Origin of the sequence: Spirabiliibacterium pneumoniae (genome assembly GCF_014884995.1) — a bacterium.
Classification (GTDB): domain Bacteria; phylum Pseudomonadota; class Gammaproteobacteria; order Enterobacterales; family Pasteurellaceae; genus Spirabiliibacterium; species Spirabiliibacterium pneumoniae.
The window spans coordinates 64,671-82,856 of sequence record NZ_JABMII010000004.1; the positions used below are offsets into that span (position 1 = coordinate 64,671).

An 18,186-nucleotide genomic window follows, 5' to 3' on the forward strand; every position below is an offset into this window, starting at 1 on the left:
ACGAAATCGATTAACCTGAACAAATACTAACCGCTTAAAATATGAAACACAATTCTCTTTATAACAAAAATTTGATTTAAAACAAAAAATGGCGATTTTTGTTTTATCCTTTATAATTATGATTTTTAACAATGAATTAAAATGGCATGACAGAGAATCAAAAAGGCGTTTTTACCGCGCTAATGTCAAATATACTCTTCGGCGCACTGTATCTTTATGGCTATGCCATGGCACCGCTGTCTGGCACAGAAACGTTCGCTTGGCGGATGGTCAGCATGGCGGGGGCTTTGTGGCTTTTTTTATTCGCAACTCATGGTTGGTATCAGCTGTTTCGCTTTGCTTATAGTGTCGGTAAGGCTTGGAAAACATGGGCACTGATTTTGCTACCAACTCCCATTATCGCCAGCCAATTTTGGTTATTTATGTGGGCGCCCGTCAATGGCTATGGTGTTGATGTGGCGATGGGCTATTTCCTCTTCCCGATTGCAATGGTGCTCAGTGGGCGCGTATTTCTACAAGAAAATGTGACTCGATTGCAATGGATAGGAGTGTTATTAGCCGCACTCGGCGTGGCGCATGAACTGTGGCAAACTCACGCCTTTTCATGGGTAACGATGTGGATCTTTTTCACCTACCCTATCTACTACATTTTGCGCCGAAAAATGGGCGTGCCAACTTTGATTGGTTTACTGATCGATTTAACGCTGATTCTGCCTTTTGCGTTAGTCTATTTGCAGCAACAGCCTGTAGGCTTTTCCGTGTTGGCTGGGTTGAATAAATATTGGCTGCTTATCCCACTGCTGGGCTTGATGAGTGCTGCAGCCATGCAGCTCAATTTATATGCAAGTTGCACCTTGCCCGTGACCCTGTTTGGTATGTTTAGCTACCTTGAGCCAACTTTACTGTTTATTTTGGCGGTTACCGTATTGGATTCCCCACTGACACTGCAATCGTTAATCACCTACGGATTCATTTGGGCAGGGCTGGGCTTAACTATCATTGATGGCTGGCTAAAAGTGAAACGCGCTAAAATGGCATAAAAAACCGCACTTTTAATGTCAAAGTGCGGTCATCTCATGAGATGATGTCTTACATATTGCTGATAATGTCATCTGCAAATTCAGACGTGGAGCGTAAGGTTGCGCCTTCCATCGCGTTAGCAAAATCCGCTGTCACGGTTTTATTGGCAATGGTCTTAGATACTGCCTTGACAATCAAATCCGCCGCTTCTTGCCAGCCTAGATGACGCAACATCATCTCGCCACTTAAAATCAGCGACCCTGGGTTGCCAATATTTTTGCCTGCGATGTTCGGCGCTGTACCATGGGTTGCCTCAAAAATTGCACATTCGCTGCCAATATTCGCCCCTGGTGCAATCCCAATGCCGCCCACTTGCGCTGCTAACGCATCAGAGATGTAATCACCGTTAAGGTTCAATGTTGCAATCACGTCATACTCGGTTGGGTGTAATAAAATTTCTTGCAAAAAGGCATCGGCAATGCTGTCTTTAATCACAATCTCGCGCCCTGTTTTTGGGTTTTTCAGTGTCATCCATGGGCCGTTGTCAATCAGGGTTGCGCCCATTTCTTTCGCCACTTGGTAGCCCCACTCTTTAAACGCACCTTCGGTGAATTTCATGATATTTCCTTTATGCACCAGCGTGAGGGATTTGCGATCATTGTCGATAACATATTGCAATGCTGCTTTCACCAAGCGCTGTGTGCCCGCTTTCGACACAGGTTTAACGCCAATGCCACAGCTTTCAGTGAAGCGGATTTTTTTGACACCCATTTGCTGCTGCAAAAAGTCGATCACTTTTTTCGCTTCATCGGAGTCTGCCACCCATTCAATGCCTGCGTAGATATCTTCAGAATTTTCACGGAAAATCACCATATCCACCAATTCAGGGTGTTTCACTGGGCTTGGCGTGCCTTCATAATAGCGGATCGGGCGTTGGCAATTATACAAATCCAAACCTTGACGCATCGCAACATTCAATGAGCGTATGCCACCGCCAACGGGGGTCATTAACGGGCCTTTAATCGCCACATGATATTTGCGAATCGCGTCAAGGGTTTCATCAGGCAGCCACACATCGCCCCCAAAACGCGCATTCGCTTTGCCGCCGGCGTAAATTTCTAGCCACTGAATTTGACGCTCGCCAGCGTAGGCTTTTTGCACCGCAGCATCCAGCACTTTTTGCATCGCTGGAGTGACGTCCACACCAATGCCATCGCCTTCAATAAATGGAATAATCGGATTATTCGGCACGCGCAAGCTGCCGTCTTGTTGCAGTTCAATGGCCTGACCTTGTAGACTGTTTGACATAAAAACTCCTTGGGCTTGGTTATAAGAATTGACAAGCAAAAACTCGCCTTTGTTAAACAGGCATAGTATAGTTTTTCAAATAAAAATTCTCTTTGCGAGATCACATTTTAACGAATTTTTAACCTTTATGACAAAAAATATGCTAAGAGTGCGTGGCAAACCGCACTTTTCCCCTAAAAGTGCGGTCAATAAAAAGCCAACGCCGACGCTTGCGCAAACACAGGTGATTTTATTCAACAAGCCTTACAATGTGCTGTGTCAATTTAGCCCTGATGCACGTTATGCCTGCTTGAAAGACTTTATCCCCGTCCCGCACGTCTATGCCGCAGGGCGGCTCGATCGCGACAGTGAAGGGCTGCTGTTGCTCACCAACAATGGCAAACTCCAACATCGCCTCGCCGAACCCAAGTTTAAAATGCCGAAAACCTATTGGGTGCAGGTGGAAGGGGAAATCACTGAAACCGCACTTTGTGCATTGCGCCAAGGCGTTGTGCTCAACGACGGCAAAACGCTGCCCGCGCAAGCGCGCCTGATCCCACAACCTGCAGAGCTATGGGAGCGCACGCCCCCTATCCGTGAGCGCAAAAATAGCCCAACCAGCTGGCTTGCCCTGACCATCACAGAAGGGCGCAACCGCCAAGTACGACGCATGACAGCCCATGTTGGCTTTCCCACCTTGCGATTAATTCGTGCCGAGATTGCAGGATTATCATTGGGCAATTTGGCTAGTGGTGAATACCGCGCTCTCACGACGCAAGAAAAAACCGCACTTTTTGCAACCCTCAAGCTCAGCGATGGCAGACAGTAAAAGTGCAGTCATGAATTTTTAATTGTATTTCAAATAGATACAAATAAACTAAACAATTTAAATAATTATTAAAATTAATTTAATAAAAAACGTGATCTATATCACATTTTTGGTTATAATGATTGCAACGAAACAAGAGAGGTACATTATGGCTAAGAAAGCAAAAACCATTTTTGCACAAATCGCATCATTAGCAGTGGCTTTTACCCTGACTTTAGGTGTGACTGCAATTAGCGTAACGCAATACATTAACTGATTTTAATGTCAAATAAAACCCGCCAACTGGCGGGTTTTTTATTTTCTGTACCAAGGTTAAATCCCTTCAAAAAGTGCGGTACTCAAATAGCGCTCTGAGGCCGATGGCAACACGGCGACAATCACTTTGTCGGCAAATTCTGGCAATTTCGCCAATCGATCTGCCGCCGCCACCGCCGCGCCTGATGAAATGCCTGCCAAAATGCCTTCTTTCGCCATCAATTGGCGTGCTGTTGTAAGTGCGGTTTCACTGTCTACTTGCTCTACACGGTCAATCAGTGCCAAATCCAAGTTTTTCGGAATAAAGCCCGCACCAATGCCTTGAATTTTATGTGGGCCTGGTTTCACCTCTTCACCATTTAATGTTTGCGTGATCACCGGCGACTCTGCTGGCTCTACCGCTACGGATAAAATCGCTTTGCCAAAATCTTGTTTGATGGCGCGGCTAATGCCTGTAATGGTGCCACCTGTTCCGACCCCTGCAACCAATACGTCAATTTTACCCTCGCTGTCTTTCCAAATTTCAGGGCCTGTAGTTTGCTGGTGAATCGCAGGGTTAGCGGGGTTTTCAAATTGTTTCAGCTGCACAAAACGTGAGTCAGAATTGGCAATTTCTTGGGCTTTTTCAATCGCGCCTTTCATGCCTTTGGCTGCCTCTGTCAACACTAAATTCACACCAAGCCCTTTAAGCAAGCGTTTGCGCTCTTCACTCATGCTCTCAGGCATGGTTAAGGTAATCGGATACCCCCGCGCGGCGGCCACATACGCCAGCGCAATACCAGTATTGCCGCTGGTGGCATCCACAATTTCTTTACCCGAGGTTAAAATGCCGTCCTTTTCTGCCTGCCACACCATATTCGCGCCAATGCGGCATTTTACGCTGAAGCTCGGGTTGCGTGATTCAATTTTTACCAGCAGGTTGCCATTGCGACCAAAATGTTTCAAGCGCACCAGCGGTGTGCCACCAATTGTTTGCGAGTTGTCTTCAAAAATCATGATGTTCTCCTTAGTTTGTTCAGTGAGAATACACTGCATACCCGTTTTGCTCAACTGTTTGTGGTTATATCTTATAACTCACAGTTATTAATCAAATAAAATTGAAAATCATTATTATTTGATTTTAATCAAACCGCACTTTGTCCCTTTTTGGTATAACCTGAACCCACGTTTGACGAAATAATGATAATCATGATCAACACATTACATTGGCGCGCACAACAAGCCGCGCCGCACGCATTTCCTGAGCGCCAAGCACTGATGCCCATTTGGGGTGGTGAAGCGGTGGCGCACGCGCAATGGCAAACCCTATGGCAACAAGCCATCGTACACGCCATTGATGGCGATGTGCTGGCGTATATTCACATTCCGTTTTGCGCTAGCCACTGTATATTTTGTGGTTTTTATCGCAACCGCTGGCAAGATGACCAAAGTGCGGTTTATACCGATCGCGTTATCGCACAGCTTCAATTTGAAGCGGCACAACGCCACGATCACGGTCAAATTCGCGCTGTGTATTTTGGTGGTGGCACGCCAAGTGCGCTGCATACGCACGATTTAGTTCGCCTCATTCGAGCCTGTTATGATTATCTGCCCTTAAGTGATGACTGTGAATTTACCATTGAAGGGCGCATCAGTCATTTTGAGGTAGAGAAAGCGCAAGCCTGCATAGACGCTGGCGCCAATCGCATTTCTATCGGGGTGCAAACCTTTCATTCACCGCTGCGCAAACGCCTTGGGCGCAAACACAGTGGCGAGCAAGCCGTTGATTACTTGCACGCCTTAAGTGAATTGAACGCGGTGGTGGTTGCCGACTTAATTTTTGGGCTGCCAAGCCAAAATGATGAAATTTGGGCGCGTGATATTGCCATTGCCGCACAATTGCCCATTGCGGGGCTGGATATTTATGCGTTTAACAATTATGCCCATTTGCCAATTAACCGTTTAATCGAGCATGGCACCCTGCCGCCGCCTGCCAGCTTTGCCCAGCAAAGTGTGCACTACGCCTACGCCGTTGAAACATTGCAAGAACACGGCTGGCAGCAAGTGAGCAACAACCATTTTGCTTACCCCAACCGTGGCGAGCGCAATCGCTACAACACTTTAGTGAAATCCAACTTGCCGTGCTTGGCATTTGGCGCGGGCGCGGGGGGCAATGTTGGGCAATATCGCTATCAGGTGCAAAGTGATTTAACCGCCTATTTAAATAGCCCCGTTGAGCGCGCGCCTTTATCCTATCTCAGCCGTCATGGCGTACACAAAAACTTGTTAGGCAAAGTGCAACACAGTTTAGAACTGGGTTATTTAGATGCGCGCCTTTTTGCCGACAATCCGCCTGCGCAAGCGTTGCTCGCAACGTGGCAACAACAAGGGCTATTAACACGCGATGGCGATCAGATTACGCTTAACACCAGCGGGCGATATTGGTCGCCTACTCTGATTCGTAAATTAATGCTAACTCTGCCTGAGCGCAGTAAGGATAATGCCGTGAAGCAACCGTTAAGTGAAACACAAAAAACCGCACTTTGTGACAATCTCAAAGCCAATCCAGGGCAAATTTTAGAAATGCTGGCGGCCATGAACCAATGCAGCCTTGAAGCGGTGATCGCCTGCTTGCCTGCTGAAATGGTGCTGAAAACCGACGGCGAGCGTTTTGTGGAAATCATGCAAGCCATCGCCAGCTGGGATGAGGAGGTGACATTTATTGTACACACTCCCGATGCTATTGCAGAGGTGACAGATAAGCTGCCTATGGGTAAAATCGCCCGTGGCTTTTATAATTTTGATCAGCGTGCTCAAGGCGCGCTACATGGGCATTTACGCTATGAAAATTGTGCTGCGATTTATCTGCTTGACCGCCCTTTTATGGGCAAACGCACCGTTGCGCTGACCTTTATCAACCGTCAAGGCGAGGCCATGTTTAAAATTTTTGCAGGGCGTGATGAGGCAGGCGAGATTAAAGCCCACCAAATTGAGGCAATGCGAACATTAATGCAAGGAGCGTAGCATGATTGTGGTTTTCGGCGCTAACGGGAAACTCGGTCGCGAAATTTGTACACAGTTTGCAGCGCAGCCTCTCACTGCGGTGGTGCGCAAACGCCCCGTCGATAATTTTTTCACACAATACGCTATTCCCACCGTCTACGCGGATGTGTTAGACAGTGACCAGTGCGAGCAGGTGATCTCCACCCTTAAACCTACGCTGGTGATCTCAACTGTAGGTGGAAAAAACGCCAGCGGCGTGCGCAGCGATGGCATAGGCAATATCAACATTATACGCGCGCTCGAAAAACACGCACCAACGGCGAAAATGGTGTTGATCACCAGTGTTGGATGTGGCGATCAGTGGGCAATGATGAGTGCCCCCTTCCAACGGGCGTTAGGGGAAGCGATCAAAGCGAAAACCGACGCGGAAGTGTATCTACAAAAAAGCGCACTCCATTGGCTGATTGTGCGCCCCAGTGGCTTAACTGACGGCGAAGAAGAACCTGTTGCGCTGCTTAGGCAATTGCCTGAAAAACACAGCGTTTATGTTAGCCGCAAAAGTGTCGCCCGTGGTGTGGCTACGTTGCTCTCACAAGGCAAAAATAACGCCGTATATTCTATTGTCAATGCGTCTTAAAAACGCCACAGTGTGGCGTTTTCACGGATTATAGCTGAAGATGCGTGCGAGGCTTAGTGACCGCACTTTGTGTGTCGTGCGCATTTAAAAGCGCACTGCGGTAATGATCCACCCAAAGTGCGGTTGCGCCACACACGGCGACGGGAATGATAATAAAATTCAAAAATGGTACAAAAGTACACAGAGACACCAGCCCACCAAAAGTGAGATTGAGTGCGCGTTTTTCACTGAGTTGATAGCGCATTTTCATAAAGGCAATTTTGTGATTATCAAAGGGATAATCACAGTATTGAATCGCCGCCATCCACGCGCCATAGAGAAAAAACAGCGGTGGCACAACGGTTTGCCCGAACCCTGGCACAAAACTTAACGCAAACAGTCCTAAAAATTTCGGAAAAGAATAGACAAATTTTTGCCACTCGCGCTTGACAATGCGTGGCGTGTCTTTCACCAAATCGAGCATGCCTGCATCACTGAGTTTTTCGCCCGTGAGCATCATTTCGACCTTTTCCGCCAAAATACCATTGAATGGTGCCGCGATAAAGCCTGCCAGTAGGTTAAAAATAAAAAAGTAAATGACTAAAAGGGTGACTACCGCTAGGGCATAAATCAGATAACTTAACCAATCCAGCCAAGCGGGCACAAAGCTCACCGCCCAATCAGCAAACTGCCCCACCTGCCCCATCATGACCCAAAAAATGGCAACAAGCAGCACAATATTGATCACAATTGGCATCACCACAAAACGGCGCAAGCCTTTTTGAGTAATCAAACGCCAACCTTGCAAAAAGTAGTCGAGTCCTTGTTTGTATTCTAATGTCAACATCGCATTCTCTCTTATGGAAGATGGGCTAACTATAAGGCAGCGCCCGCGAGAATGCAAATTTTGCCAAGTGCGTAGTCCGCACGCAAAAAATGTGATAAGCTAACATCCATATGTGCTGCCACGCATGATAATGCTGCAGCACCGCAAATCCTTGATAGGCGTACATAAATAGGTGCAAAATGGATTTACATATTATTTTAATCGTTTTTATCGTACTGATTGTTGCTGTGTTACTGATTCATGGGCTGTGGTCAAGTCGGCGTGAAAAATCGCAACTGTTCAAATCCGCCAAAACCTTCACCTATGACTCACGCGTGCAAAACAACGATATTTTAGATATTGATAGTGCCCCTGCTGATCATCAACAACCAGCGCCAAGTACTGAAACGCCCGCGCAAAGTGCGGTCAGCGAAGCGCCGATGAGCGTAGCACAAGAGGTGGAAAAAATCCGTATCACCTTGCCCGATCAGCCACAAACCGCCAGCCAAACAGCAACTGAACCGAAAGCAAGCCTATCACGCTCAAGTTTGCTGTATAAAAGTGTGGCAGAAATTGAGCAACAAGCTGATAGTGAATATGGCATCACCATTACCGCCCCAGAAGATCGCGCAGCATTGGCGGAGCGCGCAGCGAAATTGCCTAAAATTGATGATTTGCAAACGCAAGAAGCCCCTATCACGCTGCAAGAGCCAACGAAACCGAAAGCCCCTGAAAGTGCGCCTAAACCCCAAAGCGCACCGAATAATGCCGAGAAAAAAACCGCTCCGAGCGACACCATTATTTTTTATGTAGTGCCGAAAGCAAGCGCATTTAAAGGCTTGGAAATTGTGCAATCGCTCGAAAGCCTTGGCTTTAGTTTTGGTGAAGGGCAATTATTTCATCGCCATTTTCAACTGCAAGACACTACAAGCCCGATTTTATTTAGCGCCGCGAATATGTATAAACCAGGCATTTTTGATATGGCAAACATCGCGGATTTCACCTCGCAAGGGTTGATTGTGTTTATGACGCTGCCAACCCACGGCAATGATCTCGCCAATTTCCGCTTGTTGTTGCACAGTGTGAAAACGCTCTCCGACGACCTCAATGGGGAGGTGCTCGACGTGCATCGCACCCCATTCAATGAACAATCCAAAGCGGCCTACCTCGCCATGTTGCAATAACTTAGACCGCACTTTAAAGTGCGGTTTTTTATGGAAGATTTATGAGCATTGAAGACCAACTGGCCACCTTGCGCCAAACCTTACGCCAGTATGAATATGAATACCATGTGCTAGACGCACCCAGCGTGCCCGATAGCGAATATGACAAATTAATGAACCAGCTCAAAGTGCTGGAAGCCAAGCACCCTACGCTTATCACCGCTGACTCGCCAACCCAGCGCGTGGGCGCAAAGCCACTGGCAGGGTTTCAACAAATTCGCCACGAACTGCCTATGCTCTCGTTGGATAATGCCTTTTCCGATGACGAGTTTTTCGCCTTTGTCAACCGCGTGCAAGAGCGACTTGGCTCAGACCGCACTTTGACCTTTTGCTGCGAGCCTAAACTTGACGGCCTTGCGGTGAGCATTTTGTATGAAAACGGCAAACTGGTGCAAGCCGCCACCCGTGGTGATGGCACCACTGGTGAAGATATTACCGCCAACATCCGAACTATTCGCAGCATTCCGCTTCAACTGCTCGGCACACAGATTCCGCCACGTTTAGAAGTGCGTGGCGAGGTTTTTATGCCCCACAAAGGTTTTGAACAACTCAACGAGCACGCATTACAACACGGTCAAAAGCCTTTTGCTAACCCTCGCAACGCCGCTGCGGGGTCTTTGCGCCAGCTTGATCCGAAAATCACTCGCCAGCGCCACTTACATTTCAATGCTTATGGCATCGGTGTCTTTGACGGCGTTATGCTACCTGACACTCACTACGCGCGCCTGCAATGGCTAAAACATTTGGGCATTCCTGTTAATACCGAAATTCGCCTATGCACTGGCACACAAGCAGTGCTTGATTTTTATCACGCCATCGGCGAAAAACGCGAACACTTAGGCTATGACATTGACGGCACAGTGTTGAAAATCAACGAAATTGCCCTGCAAGAACAACTCGGCTTTGTTGCCCGCGCGCCACGCTGGGCCATTGCCTATAAATTCCCCGCACAAGAGCAATTAACCACCCTAAACGATGTGGAATTTCAAGTCGGCCGCACGGGCGCTATTACCCCTGTTGCAAAACTTGAGCCTGTGTTTGTGGCGGGTGTCACCGTCAGCAATGCAACCTTGCACAATGGCGATGAGATTGCTCGCCTTGGACTCGCGATTGGCGATACGGTGATTGTGCGCCGTGCAGGTGATGTCATCCCACAAATTACGGGCATTGTGCCTGAAAATCGACCTTCAAACGCACGCGCTATTATTTTCCCAAGCCACTGCCCTGTGTGTGGCTCTGCCATTGTGCGCATTGACGGTGAAGCGGTGGCACGTTGTACTGGTGGGTTGATTTGTGACGCCCAGCGCAAAGAGGCCTTAAAACATTTTGTTTCACGCAAAGCGATGGACATTGACGGCGTTGGCGTAAAATTAATCGAACAATTAATGACAAAAGAACTTATCCACACGCCAGCGGATCTATTTAAATTAGATAAAACCACATTAATGCGCCTTGAGCGCATGGGGGAAAAATCCGCGCAAAATGCGCTTGATAGCCTTGAGAAAGCAAAATCGACCACTCTGCCACGCTTTATTTTTGCACTCGGCATTCGGGATGTGGGCGAAGCAACCGCACTGAATCTTGCCAATCACTTTAAAACCCTTGATGCCATTCGCACAGCCGACGAAGAGCAGCTAAAAGCGGTGCCTGATATTGGTGATGTGGTCGCCAAACGCATTGTGTTATTCTGGCAAGAAGAACACAATGTTGCGGTGGTGGAAGATTTGCTTGCCCAAGGCATTCACTGGCCCGCCATGGCCGAGAAAACCGTGAGCGATAATCCATTCAATGGCAAAAGTGCGGTTTTAACGGGCACCCTTAGCCAAATGACGCGCGATCAAGCCAAAGCCTTACTGCAAAGTCTGGGCGCGAAAGTCAGCGGCAGCATTTCAGCCAAAACGGACTACCTAATCGCAGGGGAAAAAGCGGGTTCTAAATTAACTAAAGCAGAAAACTTAGGCGTAACCATTTTAACCGAAGCCGAATTTCTTGCGTTAATTGATGAGAATTAAACCACAATAATCTGAGCTAGTGGCACATCCCACGCCTCAACGGGAAGAGCATCCACCTGCTGGCAGCGGTGTGCGATGCCCACAGGTAAAAAGCCTTTAGTCTGCCAATTATGCAAAGTGCGGTCATAAAAACCCCCGCCCATGCCAAGCCGATTGCCTTGGCGGTCGAAAGCGACCAATGGCGTGAATAACACGTCTAATTCATCTAACTGAACTAATGCCTGCTCATCAAAGGCGGGTTCTAAAATCCCAAAACGATTGGTAACCAACCGACTTTTGTGAGTGAGCTTCAAAAACTGTAGATGCCCTTTTCGCTGCTCATCAAGGCGCGGCAAGCAGACAGTGATATTGCATTTGAGCAGTGCATTAATCAAAAGTGCGGTCGGCACCTCACCATCAAAATCGAGGTAAAGCGCCACCGTGTGCGCGTTGTGCTGTTGGATAAACGCAAGGGCACGCTCACACAAAGCCTGCTCAGCTTGAATTTGCTCAAGAATGGATAAAGAAAGACGGCGCTGTCGCATATCACGACGCAGTTGTTGACGTTGTTGTTTTTTCATGCACACAATCTAAGAAAACCCGAGATGCCGTTGTGAATGTTCGGTCCTTGAACCCATCGGTTCAAGGGAATCGGTCGTACCGCTTTTAGGCTTCTCAGCAAGCTGAGCATGCTCACCAGCGATGAGAGACAGACTCTAAGGTTTGTAAGTATCGGCTCAGGGACTTAATCCACTGACGTACACCCCAGGTGTTGTTCACTATACTAACGAAGTTAGCCTAAATGTCTAGTCTTATGCAAGTGTTATTGACCGAATTGATTAATTTCACATCAAAAAGTGACGAGATAGTGATCTCAATCAATTTTTGCCAGTGCTTGGTTTAAGTTCTCATCAAATTGCTCAAGTTTGGAGAAAATCACTTGTTGCTCGGCATTTTTTTGTTTTTCTTGATCAAGCTCAAAGCTTAAATTCAATGCCACGATCGACAGCACGCGATCAAGCTGCAAAATACCCGTGCGCTCTTTAAACTCAGAGACTCTCGCCTCCAAACATTGTGCAGCTTCACGCAGTGCTGCCTGTTTGTCTTGCGGGCAGTTGAGACGTAAAACTTGACCAAAAAGATGCAACTCAATATTTTCCGACATAGAGGCTCCGTCGCTTGCAAATAACTCAATTGCTTTTTATTATGCCACAGAGTTGCAGATTTTAGGCAATTTTTTTTGGCCCTTTGCTCTGACAATGGTACACTAAGGCTTTAACAGAAAAGGGGAAATTATGCTCACCGATAAAGACTATCTCAGCCTTGAGCAACAATTAAACCGTCATAAACTTGACGTCAATCCAGCCGAATTACATGGTTTTTTAACGGGTTTGGCTTGTGGCAATATGCAAAATCGTATGGAACCTTTACTGCTGCAAATGTATGGTAATGGTAAGACAATGCCTTCTTTTGTGATGGATGCTGTCAAGCGTATGCAAACAGAAATCCACGCACAATTGGCGTTGCAATCACCTGAGGCATTTAGACTCTATCTTGATTCTCGCAGTCCATTTGCATACGCACATTCGGCATTTCGTTGGGCAGCCACCTTTATTCTTGGATTAGGCTTTGCACAACATGATTTAGAAAAGCACGGCGCAGATGTACAATCTGCTTTAAAAGATCTGCTACAAATTGCTGCAACAGAAATTGTTCCCGAAGAAGACGACCCACAAGAAGTGCAAGAAATCATGGATAACACCGTGAAATATATGCAAGAACTGGTGGTGTTTTTCTATAACTTTTACCACCCTGACAATACAAATCGGGTGGTGCACTAAGGCTTAATTATGGACTTAAGTTATAAATCAGCCATTGATGTGACTGAGTTTCATCAGCGCCGAGAAACCCTCGGCGCGCAACTACAAAACAACAGCGCACTGCTACTCTTTAGCAATCAAGAGCAACGTCGCAACAGTTCTAACACCTATCCTTTCCGACAAGACAGTTATTTTTGGTATCTCACGGGCTTCAACGAGCCTGATAGTGCTTTATTAATCCAAAATAAAGCCAGTAGTATTATCAGCACGCTCTTTTTGCGCCCGTCAGATCCCTTGCTGGAAACATGGAATGGGCGCCGTCTCGGCGTAGAAAATGCGCCCGCTAAGCTTCAGCTAGACGCTGCATTTTCTATTGACGATATTGCCACTGAGCTGCCTAAACTGCTTTCAGGTGCAACCGCACTTTATCATGCGCCCGATTTGCAACCTTGGGGCGATCAGATTGAACAAACCGCACTTTGCTATCTGCGCGAGCATACTCGTCAAGGCTTTAACGTACCGAATACGTTAATTGACTGGCGTCCACTGCTTGATGAAATGCGTTTGTTTAAATCGCCAGCAGAAATTGCACTCATACAGCAGGCTGGGCAAATCAGTGCGCTAGGGCACATACGAGCCATGAAAACTGCGCGTGCTAATCGCTTTGAATATGAACTTGAAAGTGAACTGCTGCACGAATTTAACCGCTTTGGCGCACGTTTTCCGTCTTACAATAGCATCGTTGCCAGCGGTGAAAATGCGTGTATTTTGCACTATACCGAAAACGAAAGCCTATTGCGTGATGGCGATTTAGTCATGATTGATGCAGGCGCCGAATTTGCCATGTATGCTGGCGACATCAGCCGAACATTCCCCGTAAATGGTCGTTTCACGCCTGAACAGCGTGCCATTTACGACATCGTGCTGCGCGCGGAAAAGCGTGCGATCGAACTTTATGTGCCAGGCAATAGCATTAAACAAGCCAATCTCGAGGTGCTGCGCATTATGCTCTCAGGCTTAGTAGAACTGGGCATTTTGCAAGGTGATGTTGAGCAATTAATCAAAGAAAAAGCCTACTTGCCGTTTTATATGCACGGGCTTGGGCATTGGCTGGGGCTAGACGTGCATGATGTAGGCGATTATGGCTGTGAGCGTGACCGCACTTTTGAACCCAATATGGTGCTCACCGTCGAGCCAGGGCTGTATTTGAGTGAAAAACTGGATATTCCTGAGCGCTATAAAGGCATTGGGGTACGCATTGAAGATAATATTTTAATCACCGAAACAGGCAATAAAATTTTAACGGCCGCTGTGCCAAAAGAGCCAGAAGATATTGAGCGCCTGATGCAATCTAGTGAGCCATCCCATGCGCCAACAACACTATGATGTGATCATCATCGGTGGCGCAATGAGTGGCGCCACCCTCGCATTAATGCTGGCACAGGCAAATTTACGTGTAGCAGTGGTGGAACAACATCTACCTAAAACCCATCATGATGGCGGCTTTGATGCTCGTTGCATTGCGCTTTCGCACGGCTCAATGCAGCTGCTAAACACGGTGCGGGGCAAACAAGGTTCTCTGCTGAGTGCATTGCGCGATGCGCTTACAACGATTGAGCAGATTCATATTTCTGATCGCGGCCACAGTGGCATTGTCAACATCGACGCGACCAAACTCAATTTGCATGCGCTGGGTGCTGTGGTGGCATTAGCGCATATGGGAAAGGTATTAATGGCGTTTATCGCACAACAGCCACACATTGACTACCTCGCCCCAGCAAGCGTTGCACAAATTGACTACCTCAGCGATCATGTGCGCGTGTCCCTCACAACAGGGGAAACCCTGCACGCCACGCTGCTGGTCGCCGCTGACGGCACCCAATCGCACACCGCGCGCGCTGCAGGCATCGGGCTTGAAACGTTGACTGACTACGGTCAAAGTGCGGTTATCGCCAATGTCAAAACTGAACGCCCACATCAGCACACCGCCTTTGAGCGTTTCACCGCCCATGGCCCTGTGGCGCTGTTACCTATGACTGACAACGTGATGTCGTTAGTATGGTGTGAACACACACCGCGTGCGCAGCAATTATTAACGGCTGACGAACCGCACTTTTTATCCGAGCTGCAACGCGCCTTTGGCTGGCGGCTGGGCAAATTCGAGCAGGTTAGCCACCGCTTTTGTTACCCTTTAAAACTACAAAAAGCGTACATGCTGCACGCACATCGCTTAGTGCTGGTGGGCAATGCGGCACAAACACTGCACCCCATTGCGGGGCAAGGCTTTAACTTAGGACTGCGCGACATCGCCACACTGGCACAAATGCTCACACAAGCGCACGCACAAGAGCACGACATCGGCACCAGCGCATTATTGAGTGAATATGCGCGCGCACGCGAAGCCGACAAAACACGCATCATGGGCTTAACCGACAGTTTGGTGAGCATTTTTGCCAATCCACTGCTGCCGTTCGCACTCGGGCGCAATTTGGGGCTAGGCTGGTTGGCATGCCACCGCACTTTACGTCAACACGTTATCAAACCAACATTAGGGTGGGCGTTATGAATAATGTCGATATTATCATTGTAGGCGGTGGCATGGTGGGGTTAGCCTTAGCGGCGTGTCTTGAGCAAAGTGCGGTCAACATTGCTATCATTGAGCCGCATCCGCCCAAAACACCGTGTGATGATGTGAGTTGTCGTGTCAGCGCCTTGAACCTCGCTAGCCAAAAAATGCTGCACCACCTTGGGCTGTGGCATGCCATTCGTGATCATCGCAGTTGTAGCTATCAACGCATGGCGGTATGGGAGAAAGACAGCTTTGCCAAAATTCAGTTCGACTGCCACGATTTTGGGCTAGACCAACTTGGGCATATTGTTGAAAACGATCTCATTCGCCACCATTTGTGGCAAAAAGTTCAGCAGCAACACAATGTCACCTTTTTCTCGCATCCGCTGAAAAATTTGCATATCAGCGATCAAGGCGCGGTAGCAAGTTTTGATAATGGCGAAATTTTACTGGCTAAATTGGTGGTCGGTGCCGACGGCGCAAATTCGTGGGTGCGCAAACAGTGCGATATGCCGCTGAATTTCCGTGACTATCAACATCATGCCTTAGTTTGCAATATTCGCACTGAACAACCTCACGCACATTGTGCGCGGCAACTGTTCAGCCATGATAGCATCCTTGCGCTGCTGCCGCTGCACGAACCGCACTTATGTTCTATCGTGTGGTCGCAGCCGCCTGATGTGGCAGCCGAACACTTGGCATTAAGCGAGGCTGAATTCAACAAAGCCTTAACGGTGGCAAGTGATGCCTGTCTGGGGCTATGTGATGTGGTCAGTGAACGGCGCACCATTGCGCTCACTGCACGCTTTGCCCGCAGTTTTGTGGCCAACCGCGTGGCGCTCATCGGCGATGCAGCGCACACCATTCACCCATTAGCTGGGCTTGGCGTGAATCTTGGCTTTATGGACGCAGTGGCGCTCGCACAGGAAATTGACGTGAATTTAAAGGCGCAGCGTGATATTGGTCAACACGCCCATCTGCGCCATTTTGAACGCTGGCGTAAAGCGGAGGCTGCCCAACTGCTGCTGGCAATGCAAGGCTTTAAATCGTTATTCAATCAAACCAATCCCGTGTTGCAACTGCTTCGCGGCGTAGGCATGAATGCAACCGATCGCCTGCCGATGGTCAAACAACAATTAATGCAGCACGCCTTAGGGCTGGTGGGGGATTTGCCCGACATGATTCGCCAGATGCCAGTGGATGCGCTGCTTTTTGACTAACCGCACTTCGGTTTTATTTTGGGTTTTACTTTTGTTTTAACGCCCTGCAATCAGGGCGCGTTTGAGATAACACAATGACAACACAACAACAACGACAAACGTGGTCAAGCAAATTGACGTATATTTTAACCGTGGCGGGAGCTACGGTGGGTTTTGGGGCAACGTGGCGCTTTCCTTATTTAGTCGGGCAAAATGGCGGTGGTGCCTATGTTTTTTTATTTTGTATTGCTATGATTGTGATCGGCATCCCCATGATCTTAGTGGAAAATGTGATTGGGCGACGCATTCGTGTTAATGCCATTGATGCCTTTTCTGGCACGACCAATGGGAAACGCATACCGCACTTTTGGCGGATTGTCGGCTTTATGGGCATGGCGGGCGCTTTTTGTATCATGGCGTATTACATGGTGCTTGGGGGCTGGGTGATTAACTACATCGTTAGCCTGATTGACGGACAGCTCGATCTCTCCGCCCCCGTGAGCGCGGCGCAAACCAGCGCCTTTTTTGAACAAAGTATCACTCAAAGCCCGTGGGCAATTACGCTTTATACCTTTTTGTTTGTGCTTATCAACTATATTATTTTAGTCAAAGGCGTGATTGACGGGATCGAAAAATCGGTGAAATACCTCATGCCACTGCTGTTTATCTTTTTGCTTTGTATGGTAGTGCGCAACATCACGCTGCCTGGTGCGTGGGAGGGCATCCGTTTTTACCTTGAACCCGATTTTTCCAAAATTACACCAAAATTGTTTGTCTTTGTGCTCGGGCAAGTCTTTTTCGCCTTAAGCCTTGGCTTTGGGGTGATCATCACGCTGTCAAGCTATCTCGATAAAGGCGAAAACTTGGTGCAAACGGCGGTCATCACTGGGATTGTGAACACATTGATTGCCGTGCTGGCGGGCTTTATGATTTTCCCTTCCCTGTTTACGTTTGGGGTTGCGCCCAACTCTGGCCCGACACTGGTGTTTCAAAGTTTGCCAATCGTGTTTTCCAATATGTGGGCAAGCACTTTTTTCGCCGTGATTTTCTTCTCTTTGTTGCTCATTGCGGCGCTCACCACCTCATTGACGATTTATGAAGTCATGATCACCGCCTTGCAGGAAAAAACCAAAATCAACCGCCGCTTAGCCATTTTATTTGTGCTTGGCGGGGTATTTATTGCAGGCAATATCCCATCTATTTTAAGCTACGGCCCGTGGGAGAATGTGCGCATTTTGGGCAACAACATCTTCGATGCCTTTGATTACCTCAGCGGCAATATCCTGTTTATGCTCACCGCCCTAGGCTGTGCGCTGTTTGTCGGCTTTGTGATTGGCAACGAGGCCAAAGCCGAGCTGCGCCTGCCCGCCAATTCTCGCTTTGCCAGGATATGGTTTCAATACGTCAAATTCATTGTTCCACTGGTCATTTTACTGATTTTTATCAGTAATCTACTCTAAAAATAAAAGTGCGGTTTGACCGCACTTTGCCCCTTTAAAACTTGCAATTTTGCCTAAAAAGAGTAAAATCTGACAGCTTTTCGTATCTTTCTCAGTGCGAAATGCGTGT

The 18,186-nt window shown here is 47.9% G+C and carries 16 protein-coding genes and 1 other RNA gene; 11 read left to right on the forward strand and 6 right to left on the reverse strand.

Annotation, left to right across the window (positions count from 1 at the left end):
- Positions 1–146 precede the first annotated feature (146 nt).
- Positions 147–1,040 carry an EamA family transporter RarD gene (gene rarD / locus HPC38_RS02665; RefSeq protein WP_268932817.1) on the forward strand — a complete coding sequence of 298 codons (894 nt, stop codon included), beginning with the start codon at positions 147–149 and terminating at the stop codon, positions 1,038–1,040.
- Positions 1,041–1,089: 49 nt separating this feature from the next.
- Here the strand turns inward: rarD and icd are convergent, their stop codons facing one another.
- Positions 1,090–2,328, reverse strand: a complete 1,239-nt coding sequence (gene icd, locus HPC38_RS02670; protein ID WP_208119743.1) for an NADP-dependent isocitrate dehydrogenase — start codon at positions 2,326–2,328, stop codon at positions 1,090–1,092.
- A 127-nt stretch (positions 2,329–2,455) separates the two neighbouring features.
- Here icd and HPC38_RS02675 point away from each other — a divergent pair, with 127 nt between their 5' ends.
- On the forward strand, positions 2,456–3,136 hold the full coding sequence (locus HPC38_RS02675) for an rRNA large subunit pseudouridine synthase E (protein WP_208119744.1): 681 nt from the start codon (positions 2,456–2,458) through the stop codon (positions 3,134–3,136).
- 312 nt (positions 3,137–3,448) lie between these two features.
- On the opposite strand, the gene cysK is transcribed toward HPC38_RS02675, so the two are convergent.
- Positions 3,449–4,390, reverse strand: coding sequence for a cysteine synthase A (cysK, locus tag HPC38_RS02680; RefSeq protein WP_208120055.1), 942 nt, complete (start codon positions 4,388–4,390; stop codon positions 3,449–3,451).
- A gap of 189 nt (positions 4,391–4,579) precedes the next feature.
- Here cysK and hutW point away from each other — a divergent pair, with 189 nt between their 5' ends.
- Together hutW and HPC38_RS02690 are read left to right on the forward strand one after the other, a co-directional pair.
- The gene (gene hutW, locus HPC38_RS02685; protein ID WP_208119745.1) at positions 4,580–6,394 is read left to right on the forward strand and encodes a heme anaerobic degradation radical SAM methyltransferase ChuW/HutW; all 1,815 of its coding nucleotides are present in this window, start codon (positions 4,580–4,582) and stop codon (positions 6,392–6,394) included.
- A 1-nt stretch (position 6,395) separates the two neighbouring features.
- Complete coding sequence (locus HPC38_RS02690; RefSeq protein WP_208119746.1) at positions 6,396–7,010, forward strand: NAD(P)-binding oxidoreductase; 615 nt, start codon at positions 6,396–6,398, stop codon at positions 7,008–7,010.
- 28 nt (positions 7,011–7,038) lie between these two features.
- Here the strand turns inward: HPC38_RS02690 and cysZ are convergent, their stop codons facing one another.
- On the reverse strand, positions 7,039–7,836 hold the full coding sequence (gene cysZ, locus HPC38_RS02695; protein WP_208119747.1) for a sulfate transporter CysZ: 798 nt from the start codon (positions 7,834–7,836) through the stop codon (positions 7,039–7,041).
- Between the two features lie 179 nt (positions 7,837–8,015).
- Here cysZ and zipA point away from each other — a divergent pair, with 179 nt between their 5' ends.
- Both zipA and ligA read left to right on the forward strand, forming a co-directional pair.
- Positions 8,016–8,999, forward strand: a complete 984-nt coding sequence (gene zipA, locus HPC38_RS02700) for a cell division protein ZipA (RefSeq protein WP_208119748.1) — start codon at positions 8,016–8,018, stop codon at positions 8,997–8,999.
- A gap of 41 nt (positions 9,000–9,040) precedes the next feature.
- Entirely contained in the window at positions 9,041–11,050 is a 2,010-nt protein-coding gene (gene ligA / locus HPC38_RS02705; protein ID WP_208119749.1) for an NAD-dependent DNA ligase LigA, read from the forward strand.
- Here ligA and HPC38_RS02710 read toward each other — a convergent pair.
- From HPC38_RS02710 to HPC38_RS02720, 3 genes are all read right to left on the reverse strand, one after another.
- Positions 11,047–11,610 carry a 5-formyltetrahydrofolate cyclo-ligase gene (locus HPC38_RS02710; protein ID WP_208119750.1) on the reverse strand — a complete coding sequence of 188 codons (564 nt, stop codon included), beginning with the start codon at positions 11,608–11,610 and terminating at the stop codon, positions 11,047–11,049. The genes ligA and HPC38_RS02710 overlap by 4 nt on opposite strands.
- Positions 11,611–11,622: 12 nt before the next feature.
- A non-coding RNA gene (gene ssrS / locus HPC38_RS02715) (6S RNA) lies at positions 11,623–11,804 on the reverse strand.
- Positions 11,805–11,903: 99 nt separating this feature from the next.
- The gene (locus HPC38_RS02720; RefSeq protein ID WP_208119751.1) at positions 11,904–12,194 is read right to left on the reverse strand and encodes a cell division protein ZapA; all 291 of its coding nucleotides are present in this window, start codon (positions 12,192–12,194) and stop codon (positions 11,904–11,906) included.
- Positions 12,195–12,324: 130 nt separating this feature from the next.
- Between HPC38_RS02720 and HPC38_RS02725 the strand changes: the two genes are divergently transcribed.
- The 5 genes from HPC38_RS02725 (at position 12,325) to HPC38_RS02745 (ending at position 18,077) form a co-directional block, all read left to right on the forward strand.
- Positions 12,325–12,870 carry a UPF0149 family protein gene (locus HPC38_RS02725; protein WP_208119752.1) on the forward strand — a complete coding sequence of 182 codons (546 nt, stop codon included), beginning with the start codon at positions 12,325–12,327 and terminating at the stop codon, positions 12,868–12,870.
- Positions 12,871–12,879: 9 nt separating this feature from the next.
- Positions 12,880–14,235, forward strand: a complete 1,356-nt coding sequence (pepP, locus tag HPC38_RS02730) for a Xaa-Pro aminopeptidase (RefSeq protein ID WP_208119753.1) — start codon at positions 12,880–12,882, stop codon at positions 14,233–14,235.
- Positions 14,216–15,415, forward strand: a complete 1,200-nt coding sequence (ubiH, locus tag HPC38_RS02735; protein ID WP_208119754.1) for a 2-octaprenyl-6-methoxyphenyl hydroxylase — start codon at positions 14,216–14,218, stop codon at positions 15,413–15,415. Before pepP ends, ubiH begins: the two co-directional genes overlap by 20 nt.
- Positions 15,412–16,638, forward strand: coding sequence for an FAD-dependent monooxygenase (locus HPC38_RS02740; RefSeq protein ID WP_208119755.1), 1,227 nt, complete (start codon positions 15,412–15,414; stop codon positions 16,636–16,638). The genes ubiH and HPC38_RS02740 overlap by 4 nt, the downstream gene beginning before the upstream one ends.
- Positions 16,639–16,712: 74 nt before the next feature.
- Positions 16,713–18,077: a sodium-dependent transporter gene (locus HPC38_RS02745; protein WP_208119756.1), complete on the forward strand. Its 1,365-nt coding sequence runs from the start codon at positions 16,713–16,715 to the stop codon at positions 18,075–18,077.
- The last annotated feature ends 109 nt before the right edge of the window (positions 18,078–18,186 follow it).